Origin of the sequence: Daejeonella sp. H1SJ63, assembly GCF_029360775.1 — a bacterium.
In the GTDB taxonomy this organism is placed as follows: domain Bacteria; phylum Bacteroidota; class Bacteroidia; order Sphingobacteriales; family Sphingobacteriaceae; genus Daejeonella.
This window is the reverse complement of sequence record NZ_JARKMZ010000032.1, coordinates 74,090-91,962: the sequence shown is the minus strand read 5'-3', so window position 1 is coordinate 91,962 and position 17,873 is coordinate 74,090. Positions and strand designations below refer to the sequence as shown.

Here is a 17,873-nt window from a genome sequence, read left to right as displayed (position 1 = left end):
CAAAGGAAGCATAAAACATATCGAAACAAAACATCTGATGAAATTGTCCCTGAAATATTTCCTTATTTTAGCATTGACCATACTGATCTATGCTGTTGGGAATGAAGCAAGGGCAGCAAACGTTACTGCCACCTGGACCGGAGCAATAAGCACTGACTGGAATACTGCAGGTAATTGGAACGGTGGCTTGGTTCCTTTTAACGGAAATGGCGGTGACAATTATTCTGTAATCATTCCAACCGGATTAACAAATTACCCTGATCTTGGAACTAATTCCTTTACGATCAGAAGTATAACTTCGATGGGAAATGGAGCTTCCATTTCTGGTACAGGCACTTTAACTCTTACGTTTGCAGCAACAACAACTGTTACAGGAACAGCAATTATTTCATGTCCCCTTTCCATTAGTGTCGCCACTACCTTTTCGGAGACTAATACCACTGATCAGTTAACTATTTCAGGAGTAATAAGTGGTACCGTAGCCTTAACAAAAGCAGGTAGCGGGATACTGATACTTGCCGGAAACAATTCGTACTCAGGCTTAACAACAATCAGTGCCGGAACATTAAAACTTGGAGCAAGCGGAGATGGCACCAACGGGCCTTTGGGCACTACTGCTGCTTCTACAATAGTAAGCAATGGTGCAGCCTTCGATCTGAATGGCTTTACTTTGGGCACAGCAGAGGCAATCTCCCTGCGCGGAACAGGAGTTTCACTAGGAGGTGCTCTCACAAATACCGGAGGGAATGCTTCCTACAGCGGGGCAATTACCCTTGCAGCAGCCACAACAATTAACGCCAATACCTCAGGTACACTTACCCTTAGCGGAAATTGTTCCGGCAATTTCGCACTAACATTGGATGGAGACGGAACCGGTACCTATTCGGGAGTAAGATCAGGGAGCGGTACCATAGTTAAAACCGGAACAGGTACCTGGACATTATCCGGAGATAATACTTACACAGGCCTGACAACCATAAGTGCCGGCATCTTAAAACTGGGAGCGAATGGCGGAGCCGTTAATACTCCATTAGGAACCACAGCCGCAGCTACAACTATCGCCTCTGGTGCTACACTGGATCTGAATGGATTTACCCTCGGTACAGCCGAGGCAATAACCAGCCTTGCAGGTACGGGTGTTTCGGGTGCAGGTGCATTGACAAATACAGGGATTGATGCTTCTTTTAGTGGCAATATTACCTTAATAACACCGGGAGCAACCATCAGCGCCACCAATTCAGGCACACTCAGCCTTAGCGGAAATATCAGTGGCAACTTTCCATTAACATTGGATGGAAACGGAATTGGCAACTATTCCGGGGTCAGATCAGGCACCAGCACGGTCGTAAAGCAAGGGACAGGTACATGGACCTTATCCGGGCTTAATACCTATACCGGTACAAGCACTGTGACCGGTGGGGTTTTACGTGCTGAAAATAATACCGTAGTTGCTTCAACTAACGGTCCATTCGGCAATAATGCAAGCGGATTAATTTTAAATGGCGGAACGATACAAAGCAATGTGGCAACGTTCAGCCGTCCGCTTACTGTTACGGCTACCAATTCCGGCTTAGATGCCTATGGCTCAGCAAGAACGATCAGTTCAGCTATTACACTCGCAACTGCAGGTATATTTAATCTGAATATCGGAGGAACATACGCTGCAAGTGCAGAAGGTCAGGAATTAACTTTATCAGGAATCATAAGTAATTCAACCGGTACACTGGGTTTAACTAAAATTGGTACAAGTACAGCTATACTATCCGGTACAAATACATATACAGGTTCAACAACTGTGAGTACCGGTATTTTGCGCGCAAATACAACTAACATTATTGCCTCAACAAACGGACCCTTTGGCAATAACGCAAGCGGCTTAAACTTAAATGGCGGAACAATACAAAGCAATGTTACTACTTTTAGCCGCCCGATTACAGTTACCGCTGCCAATTCAGGTATAGATGCCTACGGATTATCCCGTACAATCAGCTCTGTGATTGATAACGCCTCAGGAAGTACATTTAATCTGAATATCGGAGGTACAACTGCTGCAAGTGCTGAAGGCCAGGATTTAACTTTATCAGGAGTAATCAGTAATTCTTCAGGAACCCTTGGCTTAACAAAAACCGGTACAAGTAAAGCTATAATTTCAGGAATAAATACATTCGCCGGTGGTGTAAGCCTTAATGCAGGCACCTTAAATATTGATAATAATCAGGCACTCGGTACTGTTGCGGGTACATTTACCATTGCAGGAGGTACAATAGATGCCTCAACCTCAGGTATTTCTACTTTGAATTATCCTTTGGCTTTAAATGCTGATTTTACTTTTACCGGCACAAACAGTTTAAATCTCGGAGCCGGGAATGTAAGTATGAATGCTGATCGTCAAATAACGGTATCAGCAAATACCCTGACCCTTGGCGGAACCATTTCTCAGGCAACAAGAACTTTGACCAAGACAGGGGCCGGCACTCTTAGTTTTGGAAGCAATACGCTTACTCTGAACGGACTAACCATCAGTGCCGGTTCCCTCACTTCCACATCAGGCATTCTGAATTTAGCCGGCAATTTTTCTAACAGCGGCACTTTTACACACAATGGCGGGACGGTCAATTTAAATGGTTCGGGCTCACAGACAATTACAGGGTCAACAACTTTTTCAACCCTTAAAATAAATAATTCAACCGAGGCAGCACTTGCGAATGCAATCACTGTAAGTACTCTGACTATTGGAGATGTTACGTCAAACAGCATTTTTAATGATGGCGGCTTCCAGCTAACAAGTACCGGCACTCTTAATCTTACTTCAGGTACATTTAAACTTGGCGGTTCAGGTACAGCTACAACATTTCCAGCATTTACAACCCGAAATATTTCAGCCGAAACGACCATAGAGTATGCCTCTGGTGCCGCACAAACTGTTTCTGTAATACCGGGCTATCAAAACCTGACTTATTCGGGCATCGGTACGAAGACAGTTGCTGCTGATGGAACCCTTTCTGTTGCGGGAAATTTTAGCACGACAGGGGGAACAGCCACGTTTACTACTAACGCAAACGCGACCGTCACGGGCAACATTATCGGAACAGGTGCGATCACGATGGGCTCTGGTACACTAACTGTTAGCGGTAACTGGACTAATAATGGAACATTTACCGCCGGTACAGGTACAGTTACCTACAACGGCAGCTCACAGACCGTTGCGCCCCTAACCTACAATAACCTGACCATCAACCAGTCAGCAGGTAATGCCACCCTTAACGCTAATGCCACAGTGAATGGTATCCTCAGCCTGAGTGGCGGCAACCTGGCAGTAACAGACCCTTATGTGTTGACCATGGGAGGATCTGCAACTACTACAGGGGCGAAAGACGTGACCGGGATTGTTAAACGGACAAGCCTGGTTGCCGCTACTTCATATACCTTCGGAAACGAGTACACAACAATCAGCTTTAGGAATGAGGGAACCTTGCCGACAGAAATCAGTGTGAAAATCAGCATCGGATCGGCGCCATCGTGGAAAACGGGTGCTGTCCAGAGGACTTATGATATTATCCGAACTGGAGGAAGTGGCACCGCTGTGGCTCTATCCTTGCACTACCTTGATACCGAACTCAATGGGAATACAGAAAGCAATCTGGTTTTATGGGATGCCCATCTTCCTTCCCCTCCGGGAGATGTGGAAGAGCATGGAAGATCAAATTATGACCTGACGAACAACTGGGTTAGACTCTCAGCCCTGGATGTATCATATTTACCAACAGCATTTGGTTCAATGGCCTGGACGCTGGCTAATACTGCCATCTCAAGTTCTACCTGGACTGGTTCAGTTAACACAGACTGGAGTAACCCGGGTAACTGGACTCCACCCGGTGTTCCATCAGACCTGACCGATGTCATTATTCCCGATGCGTCGACAACCCCTAATGATCCGACATTAGGCCTATCAATTGCGGTCAAAAGATTGACAATTGAAAGTGGGGGAATTTTGAACGCAATTGCAACCTCCACCCTTACCATCTCTGGTGCCAGCGGCGCCTGGAGCAATATCGGAGGTACATTTAATCCAAGTACAGGTACAGTAATTTTTACTAATGCATCAGCCAATATATCCGGTGCAACAAATTTCTACAATGTGACGATTAATTCAGGTGGAGCGTTGAGGATGACAATCGGTAGTACAATGCGGATTGGCGGCGTGATTACCAATAATGGAATATGGGGTGCATCAGGACTGAATACCTCTGTCGAGTATAATGGCGGGGATCAGACTGTATTAAATCCAAACGGAGCGACTCCAGGCTACAATAATTTAATCCTTAGCGGTACTGGAACCAAGACCATGCCGGGTACAACTTTAAGTTTGCGAAATTCTTTTTCTATGTCAGGAAGTGCTTCTGCAACAGCGGCTGCAGCAATAAATACGACAGGAAACTTTACAATAGGCAGCGGTACCTCATTTACGGCAGGATCTTTTACTCATACCATTGGCGGGAACTTCTCCAATACCGGCACATTTACCTCGACAGGAAGCACTTTTAATTTTAATGGTGCAGGCGCGCAGACTATAAATAATGCCAATACCTGGTATAATTTATCCATCGCCGGTACTGCAGCCAGGACAGTAACTTTTCAAAGCGGGGTAGCTCAAACTGTAAGTAACAGTCTTACTTTAACAGGAGCTTCAGGGCAGCTGCTCAGCCTCGTTCCTTCTGCATCACCCACTAAATGGCAAATTAATGCTCCTGTTACTCAAAGTGTTTCTTATGTTTCTGCTTCGTATTCTGATGCAAGTGGAGGAACCACTATCAGTGCAGATAACGGTACTAACATAAACAACAGCAATAATATCAACTGGAATTTTTCAGCCCAGGCCACACCAACATTCAGCCCGGCAGCCGGAGCCATTGCTTTCGGAACAACTGTGACCATCAGTTCTGCCGGAGCCGATGCCATCTATTATACCATAGATGGATCTGATCCGACCACTGCATCGACCAATCAGGCGACAACTCCGCTTGTTATTAATTCTGCAGTCACAGTTAAAGCATTGGCTGTAAAAGCGGGATCACCAAACAGTGCCATTGGAAGTGCCGCATATACCCAGGCTGCCAGCGCAGACCTGACCGGTTTAGTCCTTAGCGGCAGTCCTTCCAATTATACCTTTGCTTCAGGAACCTATACCTACAATGGAGTAAAAGTCCTGAATGCGGTCAGCAACATTACCATCACTCCTACAGGAGCGGGTACCATCACGGTAGATGGAGCAACCGTAAGCAGCGGATCGGCTTCGGCAGCAATAAATTTAACTGCCGGAGTACAAAAAGCCATTGTCATTGTGGCTACCGAAACCGGTAAGAGCGCCAAAACCTATACAATCAATGTCACCAGGAATGATATCACACCAACTCCAATCTTTAGCCCGGTTGCCGGTGCCATAGCCTTTGGAACTACTGTAAGCATCTCCTCAACAGGAGCTGATGCTATCTACTATACCACCGATGGATCAGATCCTACCATAGCAAGTACCTTATACTCTGCTCCGGTAACTATCAACTCCGCACTCATATTAAAAGCATTAGCCGTGAAAGCCGGTTATGATAATAGCGCTATCGGAAGTGCCGCATATACCCAGGCTGCCAGCGCCGACCTGACCGGTTTAGTCCTGAGCGGCAGTCCTTCTAATTATACCTTTGCTTCCGGAACCTATACCTACAATGGGGTAACAGTCCTGAATGCGGTCAGCAGCATCACCGTCACTCCTACCGGAGCGGGCACCATTACGGTAGATGGAATAACAGTAAGCAGCGGGTCAGCTTCAGCAGCCATAGCCTTAACTGCCGGAGTACAAAAAGCTATTGTCATTGTCGCCACCGAAACCGGTAAGAGCGCCAAAACCTATACCATCAATATCACCAGGAACGGCGCAGCACAGGCCACACCAACCTTCGACCCTGTGGCAGGTGCCATTACTTTTGGGTTTACCGTGGCCATTACTTCAGCCGGAGCCGATGCCATCTATTATACCACAGATGGATCCGATCCGACCATAGCCAGTACGCTATATGCTGCTCCGGTGGCTATCAATTCAGCACTAACCTTAAAGGCATTGGCGGTGAAAGCCGGTTTGGATAACAGCGCCATCGGAAGCGCCGCTTATACCCAGGCCGCCAGCGCCGACCTGACCGGTTTAGTCCTGAGCGGCAATCCTTCCGCTTATACTTTTGCTTCGGGAACCTATACTTACAATGGAGTAACAGTAACAAACACTATCAACAACATTACCATCACTCCAACCGGCCCGGGAACCATCACCGTCAACGGGACGATCGTGAGCAGTGAAACAGCTTCAGCAGCCATAGCCTTAACAGCCGGAGTACAAAAAACCATCCTTATTGTAGTCAGTGAAAGCGGCAAAAGCGACAAAACCTATACCATAAACGTCACCAGAGCACTTAATCCGGCTAAAGCAATAACAGCCTTCACCATAATGGGTAACGGTACGGTCAATGAAAGTGCAAAAACCATTGCCGTGACCGTGCCTTGTGGTACAAATGTTAGCGCACTGGTAGCCAGTTTTACCACTACAGGGGCATCTGTTAAAATTGGCGGGGTGAGCCAGACCAGTGGAATCACAGCCAATAACTTCAGCAGTCCGCTAACCTATACCGTTACGGCGCAAGACGCCACCACACAGGATTATGTGGTCACGGTTAGTGTGGCACCTGATCCATCCAAAGAGATCACCGCTTTCACCATTTTGGGTAATGGTACTGTTAATGAAACTGCGAAAACCATTGCCGTGACCCTGCCTTATGGCACAAACGTTAGCGCTCTGGTAGCCAGTTTTAGCACTACAGGAGTATCCGTAAAGGTGGGGTCCACTGAACAAACCAGCGGAACAACAGCCAATAATTTCAGCAGTCCGGTAACCTATACCGTTACGGCGCAAGACGCCACCACTCAGGATTATGTGGTCACGGTTTCTGTAGCGGCTAATCCAGCCAAAGCAATAACCGCCTTCACCATAATGGGTAACGGTACGGTCAATGAAAGTGCAAAAACCATTGCCGTGACCCTGCCTTACGGTACAAATGTTAGCGCACTGGTAGCCAGCTTCAGCACTACGGGAGAATCCGTCAAAGTTGGGGGAATAGCACAGACCAGCGAAACAACGGCCAATAATTTCAGCAGTCCGGTAACCTATACCGTTATTGCTGCAGACGCCACAACACAGGATTATGTGGTCACCGTCACTGTGGCCGCTAATCCCGCCAAAGCGATTACTGCTTTTCTCATTCTGGGCAACGGTACAGTCAATGAAAATGCGAAGACCATTGCAGTAACTGTTCCTTATGGTACAAACCTAACTGCATTGACAGCCAGCTTTACCACTACAGGAACTTCCGTTAAAGTAGGCGGAATAACACAGACCAGCGGAACCACGGCCAATAACTTCAGCGGCCCGGTAACCTATACTGTTACAGCAGCTGATGCCAGCACTCAGGATTATGTGGTCACGGTTAGTGTGGCGGGCAATACAAGCAAAGCAATAACCGCTTTCACCATACTTGGTAATGGTACTGTTAATGAAAGTACGAAGTCCATTACCGTAACTCTGCCATACGGTACAGACCTGACTGCATTAGCAGCAAGTTTTACTACTACAGGAGCATCTGTTAAGGTAGGCGGAGTAACACAAATCAGCGGAACAACAGTCAATAATTTCAGTACTCCCCTAACCTATACCGTAACTGCTGCAGATGGCTCTACCCTGAATTATATGGTAACGGTAACCATAGCGGCAAACCCGGCCAAAGCAATCACCACTTTTACAATACTGGGCAACGGTACAGTCAATGAAAGTGAAAAGACCATTACCGTAACCGTTCCTTATGGCACAAACCTAACTGCATTGACAGCCAGCTTTACCACTACAGGAACTTCCGTTAAAGTAGGCGGAATAACACAGACCAGCGGAACCACGGCCAATAACTTCAATAGCCCGGTAACCTATACTGTTACAGCAGCTGATGCCAGCACTCAGGATTATGTGGTCACGGTTAGTGTGGCGGGCAATACAAGCAAAGCAATAACCGCCTTCACCATAATGGGTAACGGTACGGTCAATGAAAGTACAAAAACCATTGCTGTGACCTTGCCTTATGGAACAAACCTGAATGCATTGACTGCAAGTTTTACGACCACAGGTGCGTCTGTCACAGTAGGCGGAATAACGCAGACCAGTGGAACAACAGTCAATAATTTCAGTACTCCCCTAACCTATACTGTTTCTGCTCCTGACGGTTCCACCCAGAATTATGTGGTTACTGTGACTGTGGCCAGTATCACAAGCAAAGCAATCACTGCATTTACAATACTTGGTACCGGTAAAGTCAATGAAAGTACAAAGACCATTGATGTGACCCTGCCTTACGGTACCGATCTGACTGCATTGACAGCAATTTTTACAAGCACAGGTGCATCCGTTAAAGTGGGTGGGGTAATACAGATCAGCGGGACAAGCATCAATAACTTTAGTAATCCTGTAATTTATACTGTATTAGCCGCTGACGGCACCACTCAAAACTATTCCATAAGGGTAAATACAGCCGCTAATCCTGCTAAGGCAATCACTGTATTTACAATACTTGGTAACGGTACGGTAAATGAAAGTAATAAGACCATCGCTGTGAACCTACCCTACGGTTCTGACCTGACTGCTTTGGCTGCAAGTTTTACGATTACAGGTGCATCCGTCAAAGTGGGCGGACTAACACAGATCAGCGGAACAACAGTTAATAACTTTAATAGCCCTGTAACCTATACCGTTACAGCAGCTGATGGCACTACCCAGGATTATGTAGTTACGGTTAGCCTTACGGCTAGTAATGCGAAAGCAATCACAGCTTTTACCATACTGGGGACAGGAACAATCAATGAGAATGCAAAAACGATTACTGTTACAGTGCCATTTGGCACTGACCCCAAAGCTCTGGTGGCAACTTTTAGTACGACAGGGGTATCCGTTAAAGTCGGTGAGGTAACGCAAATCAGTGGCAAAACTGCCAACAACTTCAGCAACCTGCTGATCTATACAGTTACTGCAGCTGATGCTTCAACCCAAGCCTATGTGGTATCGGTAAATATGGCAAAAAATCCTGCCAAATCGATCACCGCTTTTACTATACTCGGCAACGGTACAGTAAATGAAAGTGCAAAAACCATTGCCGTGACCCTGCCTTATGGCACAAATCTTACAGCGCTGGTAGCAAGTTTTACTACCACAGGCGCATCTGTCAGGGTAGGCGGAGTAACACAGACCAGCGGAACAACAGCCAATAATTTCAGCAGCCCGGTAACTTATACGGTTACTGCAGCAGATGCATCCACCCTGAATTATCTGGTAACAGTAAGTATTGAAACTATTCCGCTTACAGCAGGAAGTATTGGCAGCGATCAGCTTATATGTGAAGGAATAACAGCTCCACTGATTCAAACGTCAGCGGCTACCGGAGGAAGCGGTATTTACACCTATCAATGGCAAAAATCAACCTTAAGCTCAAGCACCGGTTTTTACGATATTGAAGAAGCTACAGGTATTGATTATGCACCGGGCAACTTAAGTCAGACCACATGGTATAAAAGATTAGTAAGCTCGCAGGGTTACAATTCTGCTCCCATAGCAAGTAATACTGTTACGATCACAGTCGCGCCTGCCATAAGCCATAATCTGATCAATGCACCTTCCATATTAACTTTCTGCCAGAGTGCTGAGCCGGGATTGATCACTGGCAGCACTCCGGATGGTGGAGGTGGAAACTATACCTATCAGTGGAAGTTTGCTACAGAAGATGGCCCTTGCCTGCCAATCAGCGGGGCAACCTCAAAAGATTATAATCCCGGAGTACTTACAAAGACTACCGAATTCAGGCGTGAGGTAATTTCCGGAAACTGTGTTTATCTCAGCAATACAATAATTATCACTATTATACAGCCTTTGGTGAATAATATAATATCCGGGGAACAAACAATTACATCGGATAATAAACCTGAAAAGTTAACCGGTACGGTGCCTGAAGGCGGAGATACTCAGAAAGTATATCTCTGGGAAAGCAGTACTTTAAGTGACACCTCAGGGTTTGTACCCGCTGCAGGAATCAATTCCGAACAGAACTATAGCCCGCCTATGCTTACACAAAGCACCTTTTTCAGAAGAGGGGTAAGCTCAGGCATTTGCCCCATGGTATACAGTAATAGTGTTAAAATAACTCTTAACATCATAAATCGCTCTCCGGTAGCTTCCGATGATAGCTATACAACAGTAAAGAACACTCCATTGTTTATTTCAGGTTCGGGAGGACTACTGAAGAATGATATTGATCCGGATAATAACACGCTTACAGCCACTGTTGTCAGCTCGCCTGCTAATGGTACACTTATCCTGAATTCTGATGGCGGATTTACCTATACACCTTCGGGTAATTTTACAGGCAGGGATAGCTTTACCTATAGTTCTTGTGATAATGAATTTCCAAATTTTTGTGATACAGGTACTGTTACCATCATTGTAACCGGAAGTCAGTTATTAGGGATAGCAAAAACAGTATCTACCCCAATGAGGCAGTTAGATGGGTTTAATAGCAATATCTTAACTTATAAAATAACAGTAAGGAATTATGGAAACTTACCACTAAAGAATTTACAGGTCACTGATGATCTGACAATTAGCTTTCCTTTTCCTACTAAATTCACTATACAGGGTATTCCTTCCACATCGAAAGGAATTCTCGTACCAAGTTCAGCCTATGATGGTAGAGTTAATAATAATCTTTTGAAATCAGGAAATACTCTGCAAGCCGGTGAGACTGATACAATTCAATTTACCATTAAAGTAACTCCGTATGATAACATCATGGGTCCGTATTATAATTCTGCAAAAGCAAGTGCAAGCGATCCGGATGGGAAGCCAGCAGAGGATATTTCAACAACTGGATCTAATCCGGATCCCGATAACAATGGCATTCCGGATGAAAGCAACGCCACAATAGTAATGCTGGAGAAAGTAACCGTACGTATTCCGGAAGGATTTTCACCTAATGGTGATGGAGTTAATGATCAATTTGTAATAGAGAATTTAGATAATGAACAAATCAGCCTTCAGGTGTTTAATTCACTGGGAGCCCTGGTTTATAAAAACACAAATTATAAAAATGACTGGGCAGGATTAAGTAATCAGAGAAACTATTCGGGAAAGGAAATTCCTAACGGAACATATTACTATATCGTTAGCAAAAGAAACAATAATGAAAATTATGCTTCATTTATTACTATAACCCGATAGGAACAGCAATATGAAAAGAATTATATTTCTTTTTTCTGTAATACTGTGCCAATTGGGTGTATTCGGTCAGCAGGATGCCATGTATTCGCAGTATCTGTTCAACAAACTGGCAATTAATCCTGCTTATGCAGGGAGCCGTGGTATCAGCAGCGCCTCTGCTTTGTTTCGTACTCAATGGGTCGGGATAAAAGGCGCCCCTGTAACCAAAACAGTATCTTACGATGGTCCATTGCGAAATAAGAAGATCGGTTTGGGTATTCAGGCATTCAATTATCAAATGGGAATAACAAATCTTAATGGTGCATTTTTGAGTTATTCCTATCGTATAAATTTCTCTGCATCCACCCTGGCGTTTGGCTTACAGGGTGGAGCATCGCATATTAAAGCTGATCTGAATTCAGTTAATTTGGGGTCTCAGGGGCAGGATCAGGCATTTTCTCAAAACATAAATGAAGTGTTCCTGAATTTTGGAACCGGAGCCTACTATAATACTGAAAAATTTTATGTTGGCTTCTCAGTTCCACATCTTTTAAGAAACAGGCTCAGGACTGATTATGATGAAACCTCTGATGGGCTGGTTTCAAGACAACACTTAAACATTTTCCTGACTTCCGGATATGAATTCCAACTGAGTGAGGATTTTAAACTCAGCCCCTCCTTTCTGCTAAGGGGCATGCAGGGCTCTCCGGTAAGATTAGATCTGAACGCGAATATGTGGATAAAAAATCAATTCTCAGTAGGTTTGCAATACCGCATCAGTGAAGCAATCGGAGTATTACTGCAAGTAAATATTACACCACAGATCAGTATGGGATATTCTTATGACCGGAGCATAACCAAGTTGATCGAATTCAATTCAGGAAGTCACGAAATTATGCTGGCTTATAAATTTAAACTCAAAAAAGAATCAAAGCAATAATCAAGGTTACAATTATATTGAATCCTTGAGCGATCAAAAAAGCGTAAAAAGGTTTCTTACTCCGTTTATTAAAAAGATCTGCAAAGTTTGTCTCCAGTCCGATACTGGTGAATGCAAGCCCAAACCATAAACCCTGGAGGTTTTTAAGGTTCCCTTAACAAGACCCGTGGTTTCGGGGCTTATAAGGGAGGAAAATGCAAATGAGGCGGCAAAAATCCAAAGGATGATCCGGAATGCGTAAAGGACCCAGTATATCTGATATCAGTTTAGGCCATTTCTCAACTAATGGACTTAACAGATTGACATAGATGTTCTTATCAAGTCCCAAAGCTGAGGCAGTATCCTACTGCAACCGCATCATATTTTGAATCACTCACCAATTATGTGTTGAATCTCTGACTTTAATGACATAGTCTGAAAATAGCCCAAACATTATACTTTTCTGTTAATTCTTTAAAATTACAAACTATCCTTAATTTCACGTTTTTAAACTTTATAATGAATAAACAGATTAATGCCGTAAGAAAAACCAGACTAAAAATGCTTGACCTCGTTAATAGTCTGAGTCAGGACCAATTAAACAAAATCCCTGCAGGATTTAATAATAACATCATCTGGAATCTGGGACACCTGATTGCTGCTCAGGAAGGCATACTATACCTTCGGGGTGGGCATAATCTAAGGATTGACCAGACTTTTTTCGATTCTTATAAAATGGGATCAAAACCTGAAAGAGAACTCGAAAGTGAGGAAATTGAGAATATAAAATCATTACTAATCTCATCTATTGATTACCTGGAAGACGATTTCCAGAAAGGAATATTTCAGGAATATCCAAACTGGACTACACGATTTGATGTTGAAATCTCCTCTTTTGAAGATGCCATGGACTTTTTAATATTCCATGAAGGATTGCATCTGGGTTGCATGACAGCATTAAAAAGATTAATTGCATAGTGTTATCCTGACCGGCAGGTTATTAATCACTCACAAACCTTTATAACAGAAACTCAGCATTCAGGGAGCCAGTTCATTCTCTAGGTTGAACTTTTTCTTTGACATCAAAATTCCCAGCATCATAATAAGCCCCGATATTATGATGACAAAGGATAAAACACCCTCATTAAACTTGTCTGTAGTCAGATGGGCGGGAATACTGTAAAACAAAATGATGGTAATCAAATTGACCAATTCAAATAAGTTGCAGCCGAAATATTTTTAAGAAATAAATTTCGTTAAAGGGAAATAAAACCCCTTTATTATAATCAATTAACGGTTTTACTATTTAATTTTTATCCGGTTCGGGAGTGAATCGAGAGCATAATACCTGTGCCCCACAATATTCCCTTTGATATTAACTATCCTGAACCCTGAACTGTCGGCCCCCAAAGGCCGCCCAACTGGCCCTGTAGTAATCATTTCAAGTTGCCCTGCCTTACCATAAGCATTTCTGTGATAATGCCCGGCAAAAACCTGTTTAACACCATATTTTTCAAAAAGATTCAGATAATATTTTCTTCTTTCTGTATTGATATTAAAATATTGATCAGGCTCATTTGGATCTGATAAAAAGAAGGAATGATGCACAAATACCATGATGTGTCTGGCACTTGATTTTTTTGCTTTTTCAAGAACCGAATTCAACCATACATCCTGTGCCGCTGCTTCTTCCGGTGCAAGAGAAGGATCTTTAATCAATGAAGAGTTCAATACAATCCCAAAAATATTGCCCGACCGAAAGGTATAACGGTCTGCACCAAAATGCTGTTTATACGCGGCAAGACTTGCAGGAGTTGGTATATTCTCAACATCATGATTTCCTGAAACACTATATAATTTGATAGAAGGATCAAGCATGGCTGCTATCCGCTTATACTCTGTGATCTGTGGCAAGTCTGCAGGTTTATTCACCAGGTCTCCGCAAACAACCACGAATGCTGGTTTGAGCCTGTTTGTGGCTGTAATTGCCGCCTCAAAGTTCTTTGTTTCACGGCTAAACTCCTTGTTGGCATTAAAAAACCCGAATTGGGTATCCGCCATCTGGAAAAAAGTAAATGGCCTGGATGCACAGCCTGCCAGAAATAAAAAAGCAGCTAATACAAAACCACTGAGGATGTAATATCTTTTCATCATGCAGTAAATATCCTCAACAGAACTGATTTCGGCAACATAATTACATCATCATATTGTTAAATCAATCCTCATAAATTAATTAGCTTTGAACTCCAACTAAGATTGTATCGATGAAACTAAGATTATCAGCCATACCGGCGGTTCTGTCCCTTTTTTTATTGTTCAGTTCTTTTATTAGCACAGGCAACGGCCAATCATACAATCACCGGCCCAAAGACCCGTCAGGGATACCTGAGAAGAAGCACAAAACCCTCAGAATATGCGTCATCTCTGACCTTAATTCCAGCTACGGCTCTACTACCTACAGTAATGATGTTAAAGCACTCATCAAGGATCTGTCATCAATAAAACCTGACATTATTGTGTGCGGAGGTGATATGGTTGCAGGACAAAAAGCGACACTCACTGAGGAAAATATCAATGCCATGTGGGCTGCTTTCAAATCAACCGTATTGGATCCGATCCAAAATTTAAAGATCCCCTTTGGTTTTACAGTTGGGAATCACGATGCCTCTCCATCTTATATTAAGGATCGGAAATTAAGCCGGAAATTCTGGATTGACAATGCAGAATCAACAGGACTAAGCTTTGTTGATTCTACCCATTACCCGTTTTATTATAGCTATATTAAAGATAAAGTATTTTTTATGAGTTGGGATGCTGCAGGGGCTCAGATCAGTCCGGAGGTATTCGACTGGATGAAAATGCAGCTTAATGCTAAAACAGCTCGGAAAGCAAAATTAAGAATACTTACCGGGCATCTGCCACTTTATGCCATTACAGAAAGTAAAAATAAAGCCGGAGAAGTAAATTCTGACCCGGAAGCCGCTTTGAAATTTTTTAAAGCCAATGGCCTCGACCTCTATATCAGCGGACATCAGCATGCTTATTACCCTGCCGAAAAAGAAGGCATCCGCTTTCTGAATGCCGGAGCCATCGGCGACGGTCCAAGAAAACTTATCGGTAACGATACTCCGCCAAGAAAGTCATATACTCTGATAGATGTGCCTCTGAAAAGAGCTGATCAATTCAGGTACAGAACCTTTGTACCCCAAAGTAATATAGAGATTGACCTTAGCAGCCTACCGGATTCGGTAATCGGATTTAACGGGGTATCAAGACTTGAAAAATTAAATCATAAATAAAAATAAATAAATATTTTATACAAAACATTTAAAGTAATAGTTTATATAAATAATTTAACATTTAAACAGATTCAGGTAATTAAGCAGGTATCTTTAAAGATATCTTACCGGTAACAAATCCTTCAAAATAACGTTTATTAACCCAGGTGTTACACCCAAATTCTTAACTTGCGAATACTTACTCATAGAATAAGAAAAATGAACGAAGTTTATATTATATCTGCAGCAAGAACCCCTATTGGCAGTTTTGGAGGTGTGCTTTCATCACTTTCGGCCAGTCAGCTGGGGGCAGTAGCTATAAAAGCAGCAGTTGAACGGGCAGGAATTAAACCTGAACAGGTTCAGGAAGTGTATATGGGTAATGTATTATCTGCAAACCTCGGACAGGCACCTGCAACGCAGGCTGCAAAATTTGCCGGGTTACCGGATATTCCTGCAACTACCATTAACAAAGTCTGTGCATCAGGGACTAAAGCCATTATGCTGGCTACTCAAAGTATTATGATCGGTGATAATGACATCGTGATTGCCGGAGGGATGGAAAGCATGAGTAATGTCCCCTATTATCTTGATAAAGCAAGAAATGGGTATCGTCTGGGAGATGGGCAATTAATTGACGGATTAGTTAAAGACGGACTTTGGGATGTTTACAATAATTACCACATGGGATCAGCTGCTGAATTATGTGCCGCAGAATGTAATATCAGTCGCGAAGATCAGGATGCATATGCTATTGAATCATACAAAAGATCTCAGAAAGCACAATCAGCAGGTCGGTTTAAAACTGAAATAGCAGCAGTTGAGATCAAAGACAGAAAAGGCGAAATCAATTTAATTGATACTGATGAGGAAATTCATTCCGTTAATTTTGACAAAATCCCTGCTCTTAAAACCGTTTTCAAAAAAGACGGAACTGTCACTGCTGCTAATGCGTCTACCCTGAATGACGGAGCTGCAGCACTGGTATTAATGAGCAAATCAAAAGCAGAAGAATTAAATCTTAAGCCACTTGCCAGAATCCTATCTTATGCAGATGCGCAGCAGGCCCCTGAATGGTTTACTACCAGTCCGGCAAAAGCTATTCCTCTGGCTCTTCAAAAAGCAGGATTAAAGCCTGAGAATATTGATTATTATGAAATAAATGAAGCTTTTTCTGTTGTTTCTATAGCCAATAACAGAATCCTTAACTTAAATCCGGAAAGAGTTAATACCAATGGAGGAGCTGTTTCAATGGGACATCCACTGGGGGCTTCAGGTGCGAGAATAGTAACAAGCCTGTTAAATGTTCTGAAACAGAACAATGGAAAAATCGGTGTCGCTGCAATTTGTAATGGTGGCGGCGGAGCCAGTGCAATCGTTCTTGAAAATCTGCAATAATTATCAATGAAACGTTTAATATTATTTCTGTTTGTTTTAAATCTGATCCCGGGTAAAAGCGAAGCGCAGCATTCAGACAACAATAAGAGCCTTCAGCCTCTGTTTTCAATGCAGGATAGTCTTCAGCGATTGAGCTTTATCATGATCAACGACAGTATAGAACCTCAGCGTTACAATGCTTCCTATACCTTTATAAAGACGCTCGTAAATACCCTTAAAACACCCTATTCATTTAATTTCCCATTTGATTCGCTCAAAACTGTTTCTATACAAACCGCTCCTGATAAACGTTTCAGAATTTTCAGCTGGCATGTTATGAATAATGATGGCAGCTATCGTTATTATGGAACTATTCAAATGAATAATGCCGCCGGAAAGCTTGAAATGTTCCCTCTTGTAGATTATACTCCCGCCATAAAAAATCCACAGGATACTGTAACTACGAATGACAAATGGTTCGGTGCCCAGTATTACAAAATTATTTCTGTAAGCAGTAATGTACTGACCCCTTATTATTTGCTGTTAGGCTGGAAAGGAAATACCATAAAATCAACAAAAAAAGTAATTGAAATACTCTACTTCAGGGACGGAAAAGCATATTTTGGCATGCCTGTATTTGATGGCGACAAGGATAATGCCGGCAAAAAACGTATCGTATTTGAATACGACCGAAAAGCATCAATGCTATTGAACTTTGAACCCTCTATCGGAACCATTGTATTCGACCACCTTGCTCCTCCGGATCCCAAATTAAAAGGCAAATATGAGCTCTATGGTCCTGATTTCTCTTATGACGGATTCAAGCTTAGCAATGGAAGATGGAAATTTGTACAGGATCTGGAATTAAAAAATGCCCCCACTGATCAGGATGATAATTTCAATGATCCTAAAAAGATGAGGGGGAATTAGTTATACGTTGTAAGTTATACGTTGTAAGTTTTAAGTTATACGT

The 17,873-nt window shown here is 43.1% G+C and carries 7 protein-coding genes; 6 read left to right on the top strand and 1 reads right to left on the bottom strand.

All coding sequences use genetic code 11. The annotated features are described in order from the left end of the window. The first annotated feature begins 37 nt into the window (after positions 1-37). The 3 genes from P2W72_RS11790 to P2W72_RS11780 all read left to right on the top strand — a co-directional run bounded on the left by P2W72_RS11790 (position 38) and on the right by P2W72_RS11780 (position 13,223). Complete coding sequence (locus P2W72_RS11790) at positions 38-11,347, top strand: FN3 associated domain-containing protein (RefSeq protein WP_276362619.1); 11,310 nt, start codon at positions 38-40, stop codon at positions 11,345-11,347. Between the two features lie 10 nt (positions 11,348-11,357). Beyond that, positions 11,358-12,266 carry a type IX secretion system membrane protein PorP/SprF gene (locus tag P2W72_RS11785; protein WP_276362615.1) on the top strand — a complete coding sequence of 303 codons (909 nt, stop codon included), beginning with the start codon at positions 11,358-11,360 and terminating at the stop codon, positions 12,264-12,266. 498 nt (positions 12,267-12,764) lie between these two features. Beyond that, positions 12,765-13,223 (top strand): DinB family protein, encoded by a 459-nt coding sequence (locus tag P2W72_RS11780; RefSeq protein WP_276362612.1) that lies wholly within the window; start codon positions 12,765-12,767, stop codon positions 13,221-13,223. Between the two features lie 324 nt (positions 13,224-13,547). Here the strand turns inward: P2W72_RS11780 and P2W72_RS11775 are convergent, their stop codons facing one another. Beyond that, a complete protein-coding gene (locus P2W72_RS11775; RefSeq protein WP_276362609.1) occupies positions 13,548-14,399 on the bottom strand; it encodes a metallophosphoesterase in 852 nt (283 codons plus the stop codon). A gap of 110 nt (positions 14,400-14,509) precedes the next feature. Between P2W72_RS11775 and P2W72_RS11770 the strand changes: the two genes are divergently transcribed. The 3 genes from P2W72_RS11770 (at position 14,510) to P2W72_RS11760 (ending at position 17,830) form a co-directional block, all read left to right on the top strand. Further along, positions 14,510-15,544 (top strand): metallophosphoesterase family protein, encoded by a 1,035-nt coding sequence (locus P2W72_RS11770; protein WP_276362607.1) that lies wholly within the window; start codon positions 14,510-14,512, stop codon positions 15,542-15,544. A 198-nt stretch (positions 15,545-15,742) separates the two neighbouring features. Then, positions 15,743-16,921, top strand: coding sequence for an acetyl-CoA C-acyltransferase (locus P2W72_RS11765; protein WP_276362604.1), 1,179 nt, complete (start codon positions 15,743-15,745; stop codon positions 16,919-16,921). A gap of 6 nt (positions 16,922-16,927) precedes the next feature. Then, positions 16,928-17,830 carry a hypothetical protein gene (locus tag P2W72_RS11760; protein ID WP_276362601.1) on the top strand — a complete coding sequence of 301 codons (903 nt, stop codon included), beginning with the start codon at positions 16,928-16,930 and terminating at the stop codon, positions 17,828-17,830. Positions 17,831-17,873 lie beyond the last annotated feature (43 nt).

What these genes read in the sequence shown, in the direction of transcription:
- P2W72_RS11780 (WP_276362612.1), top strand. Translation starts at nt 12,765, where the DNA reads ATGAATAAACAGATTAATGCCGTAAGAAAAACCAGACTAAAAATGCTT.
- P2W72_RS11770 (WP_276362607.1), top strand. Translation starts at nt 14,510, where the DNA reads ATGAAACTAAGATTATCAGCCATACCGGCGGTTCTGTCCCTTTTTTTA.
- P2W72_RS11760 (WP_276362601.1), top strand. Translation starts at nt 16,928, where the DNA reads ATGAAACGTTTAATATTATTTCTGTTTGTTTTAAATCTGATCCCGGGT.
- P2W72_RS11765 (WP_276362604.1), top strand. Translation starts at nt 15,743, where the DNA reads ATGAACGAAGTTTATATTATATCTGCAGCAAGAACCCCTATTGGCAGT.
- P2W72_RS11785 (WP_276362615.1), top strand. Translation starts at nt 11,358, where the DNA reads ATGAAAAGAATTATATTTCTTTTTTCTGTAATACTGTGCCAATTGGGT.
- P2W72_RS11790 (WP_276362619.1), top strand. Translation starts at nt 38, where the DNA reads ATGAAATTGTCCCTGAAATATTTCCTTATTTTAGCATTGACCATACTG.
- P2W72_RS11775 (WP_276362609.1), bottom strand. Translation starts at nt 14,399, where the DNA reads ATGATGAAAAGATATTACATCCTCAGTGGTTTTGTATTAGCTGCTTTT.